Origin of the sequence: Clostridium tyrobutyricum DSM 2637 = ATCC 25755 = JCM 11008 (genome assembly GCF_000359585.1) — a bacterium.
Taxonomy (GTDB): domain Bacteria; phylum Bacillota; class Clostridia; order Clostridiales; family Clostridiaceae; genus Clostridium_B; species Clostridium_B tyrobutyricum.
Window position 1 is genome coordinate 1 of sequence record NZ_APMH01000011.1, and the last position, 16,700, is coordinate 16,700.

Sequence of the window (16,700 nt, forward strand, 5' to 3'; positions counted from 1 at the left end):
TAATTTCTATTGACTTTTACTAGCTGGTCTACATTAATAAATCATCTATTTCTTTGAACTTATCTTTCAAACAGTAGTACAAGGATGAATACACTTTATATAATCTGTTATATTTTTGTACATTTTCTATTTTGGGTTTCAATATTTCTACTGATTTTATAAGAGAGGCACAGGCTTCATCTACAGAATTAAAAAGTTTGCATCCCACAGAAGCAAGTATTGCAGCACCATATGCCGGACCTTCCATGGAATTAACAAGATTTACATTCAAGTTGAATACATCTGCAACTATTTGTCTCCAAAGTCTGCTTTTTGAACCACCGCCGCTGATTCTTACCTCTTTCATGTCTACATTCATACTTTTAAGTATTTCCAGTGAATCTCTAAGTGCAAAACACACTCCTTCCAAAATAGATCTTGTCATGTCTCCCCTATTATGCGTTATATTAAGTCCTATAAAACTCCCTTTTGCATATGGATCATTATATGGAGTTCTCTCACCTATCAAATATGGTAAAAACAACAACCTATTACTTCCAACGTGAGAATCTTCCGCTTCCTTCAGGAGTTTTTCAAAGGCATCCCCATGTACATCTATGTTAACGTTTTCTATCCACCATTTGAGAGATGCAGCTGCTGAAAGTATAACCCCCATTTGATGCCATCTTCCATTAGCATGACAGAATGAATGAAGTCTGTTCTTTTTATCTACATTAAATTTTTCACTTGATGCAAAAACTACTCCAGAAGTTCCAAGAGCTACAGACAGGATTCCTGAATCAACCGTCCCGGTACCTACAGCACCAGCAGCCTGATCTCCAGCACCAGCTATTACATTGGTTTTGGTAGAAAGCCCTATTTCCATTGAAACTTCTTTTGAAACAGTACCTATTACTTCATATGATTCGTAAACTTCTGGTAAAACTTTCTCATCAAGTTCCAGAAGATCTATCATTTCTCCAGACCATTTTCTATTCTTAACGTCAAACATAACTGTTCCAGATGCATCAGTCACATCTGTTGCAAATATTCCTGTAAGTTTGAAACTTATATAATCCTTTGGAAGCATAATGTGTGCTATTTTAGAATATATATCAGGCTTATTTTCTTTAACCCACAAGACTTTTGGAAGGGTAAAACCAGTTAGTGCCATATTTCCAGTATATTCAGAAAGCTTGTCCTGTCCAAATTTCATATTTAAATAATCACATTGTTTTTGTGTCCTCTGGTCACACCATAATATTGCCGGCATAAGTACTTCATTATTTTTGTCAAGAATCACAAGACCATGCATCTGTCCACTGAAGCTTATACCTGAAATACTTTCAGGTATAATATTGTGTTTATCTATCAGCTCCTTGATTCCTAATTTAGTACTGTTCCACCAATGCTCCGGATTTTGTTCCGCCCATCCCGGTTCAGGATAGCTTATATCATAATTTTTTGATACACTTTCCAGAATATTACCTTTTTCGTTCATTATGATAAGCTTTACAGAAGAGGTTCCAAGATCTATTCCCATGAAATTCATATTTGACTCCTCCTTCACATTATTTGTCTTCAAGTATATATTGATTTACTATGGACTCAAGCATTTCCTGTCTTCCTGATTTATTTTCTATACTTGTATTTTCAAGAGCATATTTTTCAAGTTCATTAAATCCTATTTTTCCTTCTATAATATCTTTTCCAATTTTACTATTGAAACTTGAGTACTTCTCTTTAATAAAGTTTTCTATAGGACCGTCTTCAAGAAGTTTATATGCTACTCTAAGTCCTTTGGCGAAAGTATCCATTCCAGCTATATATGCGAGGAACAAATCCTCTGGTTCAAAAGAAGCTCTCCTAACCTTGGCGTCAAAATTCAAACCACCAGGTGCTATGCCTCCATTTTTAAGAACTTCATACATTGCAAGTGTGGTATCATATATATTAGTTGGAAATTGGTCGGTATCCCATCCAAGATTTGGATCACCCTGATTTGCATCCAAACTTCCCAGTGCATTATTGATTCTTGCTGTTTGTATCTCATGCTGGAAAGTATGTCCTGCCAGTGTAGCATGATTGGCTTCGATATTTATCTTAAAATACTTGTCTAATTCATATTTTCTTAAAAATGCCAAAACCGCTGCAACATCAAAATCATATTGATGCTTTGTAGGTTCCTTAGGTTTTGGTTCTATCAAGAACTGTCCCTTAAATCCTATCTCTTTGGCATAATCAACTGCCATATGAAGTAATCTTGCAAAATTGTCAAGTTCAAACTCCATATCAGTATTCAATAATGTTTCATAACCTTCTCTGCCACCCCAGAATACATAGTTTTCTCCACCAAGCTCTTTTGTAATGTCAATTGCTTTCTTAAGTTGTCCTGCAGCATAGGCAAAAACATCTACATTACATGTAGTGCCGGCGCCATGTACAAATCTTGGATTAGAAAATAAATTAGCTGTACCCCATAATAATTTTTTATTGTTCTTTTTCATTAAATCCTTGCATATGGTTACGATTTCATCAAGATTGCTATCAGTTTCTGTGAGATCTTTTCCTTCTGGAGCTATATCCCTATCGTGAAAGCAAAAATAATCTAAATCAAGTTTGTCCATAAATTCGAAAGCCGCTTCCATTCTAGCCTTCGCCAAATCCATTTTATCGTTTTCATTGTTCCAAGAACGAATCATAGTTCCAATTCCAAATTGATCAGTTCCATCTGCAGTCAATGTGTGCCAATATGACATTGCAAATCTTAAATGTTCTCTCATTGATTTATTTCCAATTATCTCGTCAGGATTATAATATTTGAATGAATATGGATTTTTAGATTCAGGTCCTTCATAACTTATTTTGGATACATTTTTAAAGTACTCTTTCATTATTATCACCTCATATTTTTTCTTTATGAATTCAGTATAGCATTTTAAAAAAACTTTTTCAAGTAGCTTTATAAAGTTATTTTAATAAAGATGACTTGTAAGGGATTAACTATATAGTGTATATAAAAATAACGACCACTCTATTAAATGACCGTTATTAATTACTAATCAACTGGATTTGGTTTTTTACACAAATCCAGTCTCATTTTCTATTTTTGATTATACTTATTTCAAATATTATAACTTTCTCTAAATTCAATCTTTAAAATATCTCTCCAGTTCTTCTACTTTTTCCATATCTAATATATCCACAGCAATTTGATCCAAAGTCTCATCTGATAAATCAGTTATCCTGTCAACATAACTATCAGGCAATTTGATAAATTTCTTAGCAAGGATTTTAATAATCAATTCTGATTTACCTGCTTTTATACCTTCTTTTATACCTGCTTTTATACCTGCTTTTCTGCCTTCTCTTATTATATTGTCTATGCTTTTACCTAAATTGGATACCATAATATCCACCTCCCCTTGACTGTATTTTTCTAATATTTCTTCTACCTTTATTTTAGATTCTGCATCTAATCTTGGCTTCATTATGCTCTTTAACCACATCTTTAGTGCTCCTAATTAAACCCTTATTATAACAGCATAACCTTATCTTTTAATTTTCCATAATTTCCAACTATTTTTTCACTGATGGATTTACTTTTTAATTCAGATGAACCATAAAATCTGCAATTTTGTCTTTCATCGACATCCTTGGAATTAGCTATCAAGTATGGTCTGATATCCAAGGTAATATAGTCTCTATGGCTCCAGTAGGTAAATATGTTTTTTTCAATACTGGGTGCTTTAATTTTTTGATTTAATTTTCGTGATGTCTCCAATCCTAGAGAATATATATAAGATTTAATTGGAACAACTATAATTCCACCGTCTGATCTTTTAACTATAACCACATCAGCAAAACCACGTACAATATCATTTAGATAATTTGTCATTTCTACAACTTTCCCATTAACATAACTACCATATTCTATTTCATTCAAAATATTACTCATAAATCACACCTGATTTCTGATAAATTTAAAAATATAATATTATCTGCAATGATTACCAAAATTTTTTAATACTGATTTACACTGCTGACCATTAAATTTTAACTGTATAATCTTTATGCTATACTATTAGTAATAAGAGAGTGGATTACGAATTAATCTGATTGATAAAATCGTATATTGTTTAAATAACAGATAGAGTTTTAGGAAGCCTATCTGTTATTTTTTTGGAATTATTTATGAGAGCAAAAATGATTTTCTCTATTAATTTTAGCTGCAAACATTGTTCTGTATATAACATCATCTTTAGCAAGTGTATATCTCATAAAAATTATATGTTCTGCATTTTCTAGAGATATTCTCATATCACACTGGATATTTTCAATTGATGGAGGATAATTTCCTTTGAAATTACTTTGCATAACTATAGGTGTATTTATTAAACTAACCATTTTTCCACAGAACGGGCACTGTATAAAATCTGCCTGATTATTTTGACTTGATTTTTCTTCTGCACTGGATTTAACCTTGAAATTGAAAGACAATTTTGGTATAAGCTGTGGTTGAAAAAGTGATTTTGAATATATATTCCATTCATGACTCAAGTATATAAATAATTCCCAGCAATTAGGACACTCTCTCCAATTAGATAAGCCATGTGGAAAATAGGATTTTCCAATTCTAACTCTTATTACAGCTTGATATTCAGGGTCATTCAATCTTTGAATTATAGTTTCATTAAGTGGATACCATATCTCCTGTTTTTCAGACTCAATTTTTCTAACTGCCATAAAGTTTTCCATATCATCAAACAACTTCATTGGTGATCCTATATATGGAACCTTTGATGGATTATTTAATTCTTTATTTGCATTGAATATCATCCAAAGCAAAATAGAATTCCAGTGCAAAGCCATAATAACTATCCAAAATATTTTTACATTTTAACACATTAATCATGATTGCCAATTACTTCATTAAGTAATGGCTTCTACACACATTTTGCTCATATAAAAATTTACTAAATGTCTGTTTATAACTATATTTCAAACCTTGTTTTAAGCTCTTTTTTAAGCTCTAATAGGGAATTAAAATTTGTTCCCCATTGATTATATGATGGATGCGGAACATATATTAAATTACTATATGGCATTTTACTTCCGTCTAAATATTTTTTGAAATAAGTTTCTGCAAATTTTCCACATACCACAACCAATGTATTATCTAAATTCACTTTTTTCAATCTATCAATAAAATTTTTTAATATAATTTTTTCTATACAGTTAAATTGTTGATTCTTTTTATGTTTTTCAAAATATTTATAACCTTTTCTAATTATAGGATTTAATTTATTAACAAGTTTTTCATAAGATTTATCTAAATCATTAACACATTGTAATGGAACTTGACATACATTCATTATACCCATTTCTAGAAATTGATTATTTTTATTACTTATTATTTTTCCTAAACTTTCATTGCTATTTGATATACTAATAAATTCAGTCATAGCTTTACCACTTTTTCCTGCTGCTGGATATCTTTCATTAATTTCATCATTGTGTGGAGATTCTAATATAAATAATATGCCAGGGTTTGTGCATCCTATATCTTCTACTAGATATTTTTCTGTTTTTAAATACCTTTTAAATTCACTTATATACTTCTTAGTCATATAAACATATCCTCACTTTCTATATAAATAAGGTTATATAGAATTTATCCATATTTATTTTACTGTCTCTTTAACCTATTATCTATATTTTTCCATAATATATTTTTAACAAAATTTAAATATGTTTGCTTGAATAATTTTTATCATCTTTTTATATTTTAAAAAAATCATAATACATGAATAAATTGAAGCAATCTTTCTTCATATTTTAAAATATAAGTTTTCTACTTAATAATATTATAGCATCCCTGATTTTATATATTCAAACCACTTTCTTATAATGTAATGCCTTGAATAAAATTTTTGAATTCTTTAGCCTTACTTATTCTACTTTGAATTTCGTTAATATTACAATTTAATACTAACTCTTTCAAATTACTTACATACTCTTTCCACTCATTTTCTAAAGAATCTGCAGCGGCATTAAATGCATCTTCAGTATCCAAGTAAAATTTTTCTATACTTTCTTTAAATTTTTCTAATACTTTTTTTGAATTATAAGTATTGACTATTTTTTTTGATATACTTTTTTCCATCCACCAGATAATACCGCAAAAATCGAAATAGCTGAAATTACAGCTAGTGCTATACCAAGAATTGCCGGACCTCCTATTGCAGCTACCATCGATATGCCTGCCGCTGTACCACCAACAGAAATTCCTAATGCTGACAATAAACTCACGCCTTTGGCAACAAGAATATACGCTCCTAAGTTTCCAAGTGTTGATGCCCACAAAGCTAAACCGCCAAGAGTAGCTAATCCAGCTAATCCAGATGCAAATGCACGTGTAGCATTGAATGAGAAATCTATATTGGGGAATTCTATAGAAAATTTATCTGCTTTTATACTTTCTTCAAAATCCGAAACATATTTATCAATTTCTTCTTTCAATTTTTCTGATTCATCTTTTAATATTTCTTGCATTCCACCTTGAAGCGTAGAATTAATATAGCTGCCTAATAACTGGATATCTTCTTTTTTCTTTTTAAATTCTCTTTCGTCAATTATTTCAATTATCTTATCTACATCAATAGTTTTATTGTAGAAATCTATAAAACGAGAAACAGATACTTCTTTCATGATTTTTATATTAAATATTAAGTTCTTTCTTCGTTCATGATTGTACTTTTTCCTTTCCAATTCATTGCTTTCAATTTCTTTTAAAATTTTATCGTATTTATTTCTTTCATTTATTATATTTGTATATTCTTTTATTTCTTTATCCATATTTATTCCAGTAGATTTAATGTAATCACTTATAAATGTCTTAGCTTTATTATTTATAATTTCAGGTAATATTTCCACTAAAGATTTTAATTCACTTTCAAATGGTTTTCTAAGATTTTCGATATCTGTAGTATAAGTAAAAAAGCGATCTCTAACTACATCAAAGTCATATGTATATCCTGAAATATTAGATCTATACATAAAATATCCTTTAGGTAATGTTTTGAAAAATCTATTACAACCACTATCAAGAATGTTATTCAATGAATTTACATTACCTCCATCAACTGTGTGAGCATGTGAGGCAACAATAAATAAGTTCGATAAAGGCTTAAGAGAATTATGGTTTCTATTTTCTATTATGTTTAAGGAATTAATTGTTTCTTTCAAATACTCAATTTCTTCTCCTCGCAAAAACTGTCCGGCATGTGACATATAGATCAAAACATCAGCAAATTTTTTTGCTTTAATTGTCATAGTGTCATCTTCAACACGATCTCCTGTTCCAAAACCAGGTAAATCAATTAAATCACAATTTTTTAAAATATCACTTTCTACAAAAATTACTGCAGAACCTGCCTCACCTTCTGCGTACATGTCTCCTTGTCTTGTTCCATAATTTTTTAAAATATCAGCGCCACCACTTGAAAGTTTCCATTTTCTACAATATTCTTCATCACTCAGTTTTTTATCATCCCATCCAACAACATTATCGACTGACTCCCTAAAAACCCATACATCTTCCTCAATATAACTTGGTCTATCATTAATATGTTTAATATAAATTATTATCGATGTTGTTGGAGTCCATGATGTAGGCATATTTTCAGAACCAATAATTGAATTGATTAATCTACTTTTTCCAGTATCAGACTGTCCAACAATCGCTATCTTGGGTTTTGATATTATTTTTTCTATATTTTCTCTTAGTTCAGAAATATATTTATAATAATTATTCTTCCAATATTCCTTGTACTTTTTTAACTTGTCATCAATATAATCTACAATTGAACATTTTGTAAAGTTTGCATTTTTCCAAGTATCTTCTAACTGCAAAGGTCTTGGATTTATACGTTTATAATTTACCAATTCATCAAGAGTTGTTCCAGTAGCTTTAGCAATTTTAACAAGAATATCTAAAGAAATCTGCTCACTAGACTGTTCTAATCTTGAAACGCTATCTTGCCTTATTCCAATAAGTCGTGCAAAATCCGTTTGAGTCATTTTCAGTTTATTTTTTCTAAAGTCTTTTAAATCAAACATATTTTTTTCTCCTATTTACATAATATTGTCACTATATTTGTAATAATATTACATTTTTTATTTGGTTTCAATTTATTTTATGCGAATATGCATATTTAAATTATTTTAGTAGTGTATTCTTTTACTTTATTTCCTTATTTACTAAAATATTTTATTTTTTATAAAAACACTTAATACTTAACACTTAATACTTATATAATTATTCAAAGTATCTTTAATCTCCTTCATACCAATATTAGTTCCAGTAGAAAGAGCTTTTATTATTACACTGTAACTTATACTATAACATTTAAAATACTTTACATTATCTACAAGTTGTCTACTTATTTTATTGGTTTGTATACCAATTATTATCCTCATTAAATAATTTACATGGAAAAAAGCTAAAACACTTATTTACTAGAGAATTATAAGAAGCAGATGTATATAATTTAAATTTATATAAAAATTAGAAGTATTACTAAAGTATGGTTTTGCAATTTCGATAATTAATAAAATAGTAATTATTAAATAATAAGTTGTAGCTAACATATAAAAGTTATAAAACCATTGATTGAAATTGTTAAAGTTATTTAGCTATATTTAGGAATAATTTAAAACAAGAGGTGTTTTAATGAATAATAATTTACTAAAAGTTGCAGGGATAATTGAAACAAGTGTTAATGATGGACCTGGAATAAGAACAGTGTTATTTTTTCAGGGATGCAGTATAAATTGCAAGTATTGTCATAATGAATCCATATGGAATACTGAACAATCTAAAAATTATACCATTAAAAACCTTTTTTTATTTATCAATAAAAAATGTATCAATAAAAAACTTACTTTAAGTGGCGGTGAACCTTTAGATCAGTATTCTAATTTAATAGAATTTATAAAATTAATATATAAACATAATTATGATATATGTTTATATACAGGATATGAATTAGATAAAGTTCCTCAAGATATATTAAAATATCTTACATATTTAAAAACAGGACCTTTTATAGAAAAATTAAAAGATAGTACTTTGCCATTTATAGGATCTAAAAATCAAAATTTTTATAAAGTCATTAAAGGAGGAGGAAAAATATGCATGAGAGAGATTTAGCAAATTTTATAGATAATCCAATAGGTATTATTGAAAAATATGGATCACAAAAATACAAACAATATTTATTACATAATGTTATTCCAGAAAAATTTTCAAAAATGCATGAAAATAGGATTTTATGGATACACGATCTTGAATATTACAATTTGACTTATAATTGTATTGGTATAAAATTTAATGACATACCTCATCAAAATTTAAATAACAGTCATCAAAGTTTTGATGAGTCACTTAGAATATTGTTGAGATTTATTGTAAAATTAACAAATCAACAATCTGGAGGTATTGGTATAATTAATTTTGATATTGATTTAAGTACTTATATAACTACTGAAACTGATGAACAAATTTCATATTCTTTAAAAAATTTTTTAAATGATATAAATTTAGAAGTACGCAAAGGATGCGAAATGGCTTATGTTACATTAAATATAGGGTTAGATACTTCTAAAAATGGAAGGAGATTGATTGAAAATCTTTTAAATGAATATTTAAAAGGTGATTTTTATGGAAAACCATTTATATTTCCTAATATTGTTTTCAAAATTAAAAATGGATTTAATTTAAAAAGTAATGATTATAATTATGATTTATATCTAAAAGCTACTAAAGTCACTTCAAAATGTATGAATCCCACATATTTAAATTGTGATTCGATAATTAATAAAAATATAGATCCTTTAAAACTAGGAATAATGGGATGTAGAACACTGGTAATAGATAATATATTTGGCGAAAAGGGTTCTATAAGAAGAGGAAATATCTCATGCATAACAATAAATTTACCACAGATAGCTATGCTAAGTACTAATATTGAAAACTTTTTATATAGACTTAAGAAAGTGATGTATAATTCGGCTAAACTTCTTGAACATAGATTTTATGGCTTATGTAACCTACCAACAAATACATTTAAATTTCTAATTGAAAACAAGTTATATCTAAATACAGAAAAAAGAAATCTCTATGACATATTTAAAAATGGCACATTATCCATAGGCTTTGTTGGATTATGGGAAGCTTTAGAAATTATACTTAATAAAAAAGCAAAATCAAAGGAGTTTATTAAAGATAATATATAAATAGCTGAAAAAATAATAAAATTTATGAGCACTTATACAAATTATTTAAAAGGAAAAGAAAAATTGAATTTTTCTTTAATAGGTACTTCTTCAGAAAATGTTTCCGGCATGTTTCCAAAAAATGATTTAAAAAAATTTGGTAAAATGGAAAATATCAACACAAAGGGATATTATACTAATTCTTTTCACATTCCTGTTGAAGTTAAAGTTAATTGTTTTGAAAAAATAAGTTATGAAGGTTTATTTCACAAATACTGTAATGGAGGTTCAATTTCTTATGTTGAATTTAAAGAGGCTCCAATTAATAATAGTTTGGGTGTTAAAGAATTATTAGACTATGCAATTAAAAATGATTGTAATTACATAGGTATAAATTTTCCGCTAGATATATGCAATGATTGTGGATATAGAGGATTAATTAATGATAAATGTAAAAAATGTAACAGTACTAATATTCTAAGACTAAGGAGAGTTTCAGGATATCTTTCAAATATTAATAATTTTTCTTATGGTAAGATGCATGAATTAGATAATAGGACTTCAATAAGTACTTTTGATAAATTATAGATTAAATTTTGACTTTTTAAATTGAATAATTTGTAAAACAACGGAGGAGAAAAAATATCATGTATAGATATGATACAGATTTAGAATTTTTAAAATATTGTTCAAATGAAGACTTAGATTTACTTGTTACTTATTTAATTAAAGATAAAGATGGTAATCCTAGATTAACAGAAGAATTAACTTATACTGACGAGTATAAGTTATACAGTCCTAATCATAAAATGTATTGGCAATTAATAGCTGCTGAATTGCAATGTTTTGGTGCCAATACTTTTGCAACATTATTCCGTGGAGGTAAGGGTGTATTATATAAAGAACTATTAATGGATGTATGTAATAAATTAAAAGTAAATTATAATAAAAACAGTTCTACGGAAATAATAGAAATGAACTTAATTATGAAAATACTAACGGACTCCATTGAAAATATGGATTCACAACAGATAAAAGATATAATAAAAGAATTAAAATTAAAAACAACGAACTATTCAAAAGAAGCATTACTTGCTGCACTGCAATTTGCTATAAAAATAGGAGGATTTCAATCATATGAGATTGCTGTAATTGTGGCTAATGCAGTTGCAAAACAACTTCTAAAAAGAGGACTATCTTTTACAGCAAATGCTACTTTAACACGTGCAATATCGATTTTTGCGGGACCCATTGGATGGATAATTACAGGTGCATGGACCCTAATTGATATCGGCGGACCAGCCTATAGAGTAACAATTCCTTCTGTTGTACAGGTAGCATATATGAGATTGAAGAATAAAGCTCAATAAGAGATAATTCTTAATTTTACTAAAACAGTAAATCATCCAGTGTAGATTCTAAAAAATAAACAAGCTATGGACATTCGTTAAAATGATCATAGCTTGTTATTTGTCTGTTTTGCATGAAAATTGTACCCATGGATCCCATAGTAAATATTCTTCCAAGAATTCGGGGGTGTACTTCAAACTGAACACCATGTAGATTTTTGAATAAAAATTCAAGTAATCTTGAGTTGTTTTTTGTATATCCATCTAAAATAAGTTTTAAAAAATTATCTCACACTTTTTAAATACTTTCTATCCACTTTCTTATTTGACGTTTACATTAAGAATATTATTCCAAATATACCATTTAGTTATACAAAAATAATGAGTATAGATTTGGTTTTTACACAAATCTATACTCATTCCCTCTGGTAATTTCAATTCATTTGCACTTAGTAAAACCCCATTAAATTTTTTTACACCTTTCTTTAAATTCTTTATGTCTCTAAGATATTTTATTTTTTCTTTTCCTTCTATTTTTACCAGTATGACTGATACATCTTATATAATATTTCCATCCTATCTTATCTATGAACCTAAATAAGACAATACTCTTAAAGCCCCTGTCTGCCAGCGGTACAACTTCATAATTATATGAAGCCATAAGTTCTTTTATTCCATGTCTTATATGTTTGAAATTTTTATTATTTTTTTCATTATATTTAAATATTTTATACCACAGTGGTACTGCTCTCTGTTTCTAGGTAGTAGATTTACTGATCCTCTCTTCTTACTGGCCTTTATCCATCCATACACAGTATCTCTTGAGATATCATGACGTCTTGCAACTATAGAAGCATTTCCAACTTCTCTGCATTCATTTAAAATTTCTTCTTTAAAGTTATCATCATATTTAGATCTTTTCATATCAATTCGACCCCTTATTCTTATTCTACATCTTAAACACTTTTTCTCCAATTCTATTAAGGGGCTATATAGAAACAACGTACCTGGATTTGATTTACACAAATCTAGGTACGTTCCCGCTCAAAAAATTAAAATGCACCAACTAACAAAACAAGTAACCGTTATTTACATTATTATCTGATAGAATTTGAGCACATATCATGTATTACTAATTAGTAGATTAACAATTCGTTTTTGTCTTGCATCCAAAGTATCTGGAAGCCAAACATTCTGCCTATCCATAAACACTTTATTCGCCTTGAAAATATCAATTCTCTTATTTAAATACTTTTCTTTCTTGTCTATAAAGTCCAAATTACCTAATGCACTATTTTTCTTTTTGCTTAATAATACCAAGTTAGATATCTTATGTGTCCAAAATTCACGATTTTGCTCGTTAAAATCTTTTTTCCATTGGCTCCCATCTTTTGGATTCTGTGGTAAGACATGTTCTACACTAATATTGTGATAGTTAGAAACCATTACTGCATTATCACTTAACAAATATTCCACTTTTAGCAGTAAAAATTTAGCATACTGTTTTTTAAAAATATCTCCATTCAGATTAGCCCTAAAGTTATCTATATTGATTTTATATAATGCGCTATCTGCAACAACTTCACTTGCACTATCTGCTTTTTCAATCTTTTTTAAAATTTCATTCATTGCATCGAGTCTCAACGTTGGAGTAATACCGCAAACCCAATCACCCGTATATTTATATTCTAATTTGCTTAAGAATTCATTTATTTTAACAATTCCAAATCTTTTATAAAAATACAATAATGGTGGTATCCAGTCATCAGAACGCATCCCAATTTTCATAATGATAACAAGATTTTTGAATCTATTTTCTAAAGTATCATCTTGTAAATCGATTACCTGCTCATATATATCATTGTATTTATTAACTAAATTAAACGTATCTGCACCTTTTTTCAACTTTGGAGGTATAACCGCATAAATCTTCTCATGAAACTCATCCAGCAAATTGCTCCTTGCCTTATCCTTAATCAAAATTGTTCTAATAAACTGCAAAAATCGATCAAATCGTTCTCCTTGCTTTCCTTCTATTTCTTCCCAAAGTTCTGCATATTTTTTTATTTCTTTCTCCGTCTTCAACTCACCTATATTTTCTGATTTTAAAATATCAGCAGTGGTAAGTGGTATCCCTCTGTTATTTAGAATTGAGAACATTCTAAATGCATCTTCTGTATTATCAGTAGATACATAAATAAAAATTGCCCTATTAAATATAAACTCTAAAAGCTTCAGTTTATCCTCATCTAGCAGATTTGCTACTAAATCTTTCAATATAATTACAGCATTTGCCATGTTTGATAAAGAAACGTTACTGGATTTTAAATATTCATTAAGTAGTTCCTTATTATCTGTTCCTTTACTTGCTATTAAAACATCCTTTATAAATGTTTCAACATTATCTCTAATTTTATATGTAATACGCATACGTGCCGGTATCTTTTTCAGTTTATTTTCTTTTTGATATATTGTCTCCTGAATAGTATACTTATAATCTTGATCACAAATTGCGTCTCTAAATACAGCCATCATAATAAAAAATGTTGTTAATCTCTGTTGGCCATCTAATACTTCATATTCAGGATAGTCATTATTTTCTAAGTCCTTTAAAACTAATGATCCTAAGAAATAATCATTATTATGTTTATTTTCACAAGCATATTCCAAGTCATCCATTAATTCAGAAATATTATCAGTTTGCCATACATAGGATCTTTGATACTCCGGTACCACAAACCAAAACTCCGGTGAAAATACTTTCTTAAATACAACTTTTTCTGACTTTATCTCTCCGCTTAACATTATTTATCCCTCCAACATTTATGCTTGCTGATAATTATATAGACAACTTCCTACGCTCTGGCATATTTTTTAAAGTTATTTAACTTGAATTTACATCTTAATAATACTCAATTCTATAGTGGAACTTAAAATTTCATACCGCTTTAATCATTTTTATTTTTAAGCACTCATTTATTTAAATTCATCTTCAAGTGCCACAACTAATTCTCCAATAGAATAAAGTTGATGAAATTCATAATAAATTTCTTTTCATTAATGCATACTTTAACAGTGCGCCAGCATCCTTAGCTTCAAAGTAAAAAAACATGTGGTAATCTACAATACTTTTATCGAACTCATTCTTATTAATCTCTTAAATAAATTATAATTCTGAAGATGGTTATATTATCATTGATAATTTGTAAAAAATCAAGAAAATCTGAGATACTGCTTTTGGATTTCATTTACATCTTTAAAGTTAAATTTAAATTTTACTTAATACCCCTTCTCAATCTTTTTTCTACCGCTCAAAATATCACTTAACTTATAATACACAGATCCTCGGGTACCTATCTTTGCAGGTACTGGCCTGGCTAACAGTTCTATGCGCTCTGTTTCTGAAAGCACATAGAACTTAAAGGGCTCTTTTTTCTCAAACTCACCTTTATGTAACCTGTGATCAATATATCCCAGTAATCTATCTATGTACTCAGAGTGTGAAGAGGTGAACTTGTCCCTAACTATATAATTATAGTCATCCATAAATGGATTGAGGATCAGTGTGCTATCAACTACTTTATATAAATTTTCCATTTCACCACCTGTATAGCCCTTTGACAGGTCTTTATTTCTCCTAAAAGTTATAAACTTAAACTTTTTATAATTATGGTATTTATTATTTGGAAAGGCATGTATGTTATACTTTTCTATAAATTCTATGGTCTTTCCAGCAGACACCGAAAGCACTTCTCTTTCATAAATCTCCATCCTAATTCTCCTCTCTGAAATTTTCAAAACATTTCCTGCATTCGCTTCCATATTGCTCCATAAGTTGGCCATTAATGCTCTGTCTTGCATATGTAGGTGCAATTCAACTTCTTTATATTAAGCTTGATGTTAATGAAATAAGCTTTATTCTGAATGAAACCAATTGAAACTGCAGTTTGGAGTCTACAAGTTTTGCAAGATTCTCACGGTTATTCTGATATCCATTTTTGTCCTCTTTAAAAGCAATAACGCCAAACTGTTTTATAAAAAGCATCTGTCTGGAATCAAAATCGATTTTAAATATATCATTTTCCAAATAATTTTTCCTACCATAGCGTAAAAATAAATCTATATATTCTTTAAAATTTTCAAATCTTTTCCTCTCTACAAAACTGTCCTAGTATGGATTTAATAGTAAACAATATATTATCAATTATACCATATACCGTAATATTGTTTAATGATAATACTGGTGCTATGTCAAGAAAAAGTACAAATTATATTACATTTGTTCCAGAGTAAATATCCTTAAGATTATCAGATATCTTGAAGCCAGTTGAATCTACAACATTAATTCTATTAAACAGATTTTTTACTTTGCTTCCTTTTGCTAAAAAACTATTCTGCTATAATAAAAGTTCTTTAAAAATTCTACTGAATATTTATTAAATCTTTCATGTAAAGCTTGAGATGATATTAAAATATTATCTTCTGACGCAAGTACAGCTGCTAACTTTGAAAGAGATACTTTGCAAATTGAATCACCATAAAATGTACATAGAAATAGGAACTTATCCGCAGCAAGCTCACTCTCTCGTTATACAAATTTAGTTTCCTTAGAAATTTCGTTGATGACTTGTAAAGAGAAGGCTTCTTTTAAGCATTCTCTTAATTGTCTTACATTTTTATTCATAGTAGTATATCCTTTGCTCTATATATTTTTTAAAAGTATATCATATATCTTCCTAATTTTCTCTCTTAGCTTGATGGCTATAGGGGATCGTTTGGAACAGGGTGAGTTTCTTTTGGACAATAAAAAAGGTAACTGCGTTAATAATCATTCGCAATTACCTTTTATTTTTATCTATGCTAATTTCTTCCCAGCTGTTTAAACTTTTTTCTGTCAGATCTCGTGATTTGTTATTTCTTTTAGTAGCTATTTTAAATACAGTGTCTCTTTCTCTGTTTTGTATGACCAATATATAAACTATACGCAGAATATCAACTCTATTGTCTACTATTCTAAATATTATTCTTACACCTTCATTTCTTAACTTTTTTTCTTTACAACCATATAAGTTACCTTTGAGTGGTTTTCCTACT

Annotated in this window: 15 protein-coding genes and 2 pseudogenes; 3 read left to right on the forward strand and 14 right to left on the reverse strand. The window is 28.5% G+C overall.

All coding sequences use genetic code 11. From position 1 onward, the window contains the following. Positions 1–28: 28 nt before the first annotated feature. The 8 genes from xylB to J418_RS15525 form a co-directional block, all read right to left on the reverse strand. Complete coding sequence (xylB, locus tag J418_RS0106705) at positions 29–1,531, reverse strand: xylulokinase (RefSeq protein WP_017895179.1); 1,503 nt, start codon at positions 1,529–1,531, stop codon at positions 29–31. Positions 1,532–1,550: 19 nt separating this feature from the next. Beyond that, positions 1,551–2,873 (reverse strand): xylose isomerase, encoded by a 1,323-nt coding sequence (gene xylA, locus J418_RS0106710; protein ID WP_017895180.1) that lies wholly within the window; start codon positions 2,871–2,873, stop codon positions 1,551–1,553. Positions 2,874–3,128: 255 nt separating this feature from the next. Continuing rightward, complete coding sequence (locus J418_RS15520; protein ID WP_017895181.1) at positions 3,129–3,488, reverse strand: DUF4351 domain-containing protein; 360 nt, start codon at positions 3,486–3,488, stop codon at positions 3,129–3,131. 26 nt (positions 3,489–3,514) lie between these two features. Then, positions 3,515–3,937, reverse strand: a complete 423-nt coding sequence (locus J418_RS0106720; RefSeq protein ID WP_017895182.1) for a hypothetical protein — start codon at positions 3,935–3,937, stop codon at positions 3,515–3,517. Between the two features lie 230 nt (positions 3,938–4,167). After that, positions 4,168–4,851 (reverse strand): hypothetical protein, encoded by a 684-nt coding sequence (locus J418_RS0106725; RefSeq protein WP_017895183.1) that lies wholly within the window; start codon positions 4,849–4,851, stop codon positions 4,168–4,170. Between the two features lie 122 nt (positions 4,852–4,973). Next, on the reverse strand, positions 4,974–5,609 hold the full coding sequence (locus J418_RS0106730) for a uracil-DNA glycosylase family protein (protein WP_017895184.1): 636 nt from the start codon (positions 5,607–5,609) through the stop codon (positions 4,974–4,976). Between the two features lie 275 nt (positions 5,610–5,884). After that, complete coding sequence (locus tag J418_RS15890) at positions 5,885–6,145, reverse strand: hypothetical protein (RefSeq protein ID WP_017895185.1); 261 nt, start codon at positions 6,143–6,145, stop codon at positions 5,885–5,887. Further along, positions 6,118–8,100: a helix-turn-helix domain-containing protein gene (locus tag J418_RS15525; protein ID WP_017895186.1), complete on the reverse strand. Its 1,983-nt coding sequence runs from the start codon at positions 8,098–8,100 to the stop codon at positions 6,118–6,120. The genes J418_RS15890 and J418_RS15525 overlap by 28 nt, the downstream gene beginning before the upstream one ends. Positions 8,101–8,713: 613 nt before the next feature. On the opposite strand from J418_RS15525, the gene J418_RS15530 reads away from it, so the two are divergent. The 3 genes and pseudogenes from J418_RS15530 to J418_RS0106755 all read left to right on the forward strand — a co-directional run bounded on the left by J418_RS15530 (position 8,714) and on the right by J418_RS0106755 (position 11,627). Next, positions 8,714–9,193, forward strand: a complete 480-nt coding sequence (locus J418_RS15530; RefSeq protein WP_017895188.1) for a 4Fe-4S single cluster domain-containing protein — start codon at positions 8,714–8,716, stop codon at positions 9,191–9,193. Beyond that, positions 9,175–10,845 (forward strand): annotated as a pseudogene (gene nrdD, locus J418_RS15535) (anaerobic ribonucleoside-triphosphate reductase). Before J418_RS15530 ends, nrdD begins: the two are co-directional and overlap by 19 nt. Positions 10,846–10,904: 59 nt before the next feature. Beyond that, on the forward strand, positions 10,905–11,627 hold the full coding sequence (locus J418_RS0106755) for a YaaW family protein (RefSeq protein WP_017895191.1): 723 nt from the start codon (positions 10,905–10,907) through the stop codon (positions 11,625–11,627). Positions 11,628–12,108: 481 nt separating this feature from the next. Here J418_RS0106755 and J418_RS16780 read toward each other — a convergent pair whose 3' ends face one another. The 6 genes and pseudogenes from J418_RS16780 to J418_RS16475 all read right to left on the reverse strand — a co-directional run. Next, on the reverse strand, positions 12,109–12,267 hold the full coding sequence (locus tag J418_RS16780; protein WP_017751977.1) for a hypothetical protein: 159 nt from the start codon (positions 12,265–12,267) through the stop codon (positions 12,109–12,111). A 20-nt stretch (positions 12,268–12,287) separates the two neighbouring features. Continuing rightward, positions 12,288–12,530, reverse strand: a complete 243-nt coding sequence (locus J418_RS0106765; protein WP_017751976.1) for a transposase — start codon at positions 12,528–12,530, stop codon at positions 12,288–12,290. 198 nt (positions 12,531–12,728) lie between these two features. Continuing rightward, positions 12,729–14,411 carry a DUF262 domain-containing protein gene (locus J418_RS0106770; RefSeq protein ID WP_017751975.1) on the reverse strand — a complete coding sequence of 561 codons (1,683 nt, stop codon included), beginning with the start codon at positions 14,409–14,411 and terminating at the stop codon, positions 12,729–12,731. Positions 14,412–14,885: 474 nt separating this feature from the next. Next, entirely contained in the window at positions 14,886–15,428 is a 543-nt protein-coding gene (locus tag J418_RS0106775) for a hypothetical protein (protein WP_235807026.1), read from the reverse strand. Positions 15,429–15,489: 61 nt separating this feature from the next. Then, complete coding sequence (locus J418_RS0106780; protein WP_017751973.1) at positions 15,490–15,693, reverse strand: hypothetical protein; 204 nt, start codon at positions 15,691–15,693, stop codon at positions 15,490–15,492. Between the two features lie 751 nt (positions 15,694–16,444). Next, positions 16,445–16,700 (reverse strand): annotated as a pseudogene (locus J418_RS16475) (type II toxin-antitoxin system RelE family toxin); the annotation flags it as partial.

Coding starts and splice junctions, on each gene's coding strand:
- xylB (WP_017895179.1), bottom strand. CDS start 1,531: ATGAATTTCATGGGAATAGATCTTGGAACCTCTTCTGTAAAGCTTATC.
- xylA (WP_017895180.1), bottom strand. CDS start 2,873: ATGAAAGAGTACTTTAAAAATGTATCCAAAATAAGTTATGAAGGACCT.
- J418_RS15520 (WP_017895181.1), bottom strand. CDS start 3,488: ATGTGGTTAAAGAGCATAATGAAGCCAAGATTAGATGCAGAATCTAAA.
- J418_RS0106720 (WP_017895182.1), bottom strand. CDS start 3,937: ATGAGTAATATTTTGAATGAAATAGAATATGGTAGTTATGTTAATGGG.
- J418_RS0106725 (WP_017895183.1), bottom strand. CDS start 4,851: ATGGCTTTGCACTGGAATTCTATTTTGCTTTGGATGATATTCAATGCA.
- J418_RS0106730 (WP_017895184.1), bottom strand. CDS start 5,609: ATGACTAAGAAGTATATAAGTGAATTTAAAAGGTATTTAAAAACAGAA.
- J418_RS15890 (WP_017895185.1), bottom strand. CDS start 6,145: ATGGAAAAAAGTATATCAAAAAAAATAGTCAATACTTATAATTCAAAA.
- J418_RS15525 (WP_017895186.1), bottom strand. CDS start 8,100: ATGTTTGATTTAAAAGACTTTAGAAAAAATAAACTGAAAATGACTCAA.
- J418_RS15530 (WP_017895188.1), top strand. CDS start 8,714: ATGAATAATAATTTACTAAAAGTTGCAGGGATAATTGAAACAAGTGTT.
- J418_RS0106755 (WP_017895191.1), top strand. CDS start 10,905: ATGTATAGATATGATACAGATTTAGAATTTTTAAAATATTGTTCAAAT.
- J418_RS16780 (WP_017751977.1), bottom strand. CDS start 12,267: ATGGCTTCATATAATTATGAAGTTGTACCGCTGGCAGACAGGGGCTTT.
- J418_RS0106765 (WP_017751976.1), bottom strand. CDS start 12,530: ATGAAAAGATCTAAATATGATGATAACTTTAAAGAAGAAATTTTAAAT.
- J418_RS0106770 (WP_017751975.1), bottom strand. CDS start 14,411: ATGTTAAGCGGAGAGATAAAGTCAGAAAAAGTTGTATTTAAGAAAGTA.
- J418_RS0106775 (WP_235807026.1), bottom strand. CDS start 15,428: ATGGAAGCGAATGCAGGAAATGTTTTGAAAATTTCAGAGAGGAGAATT.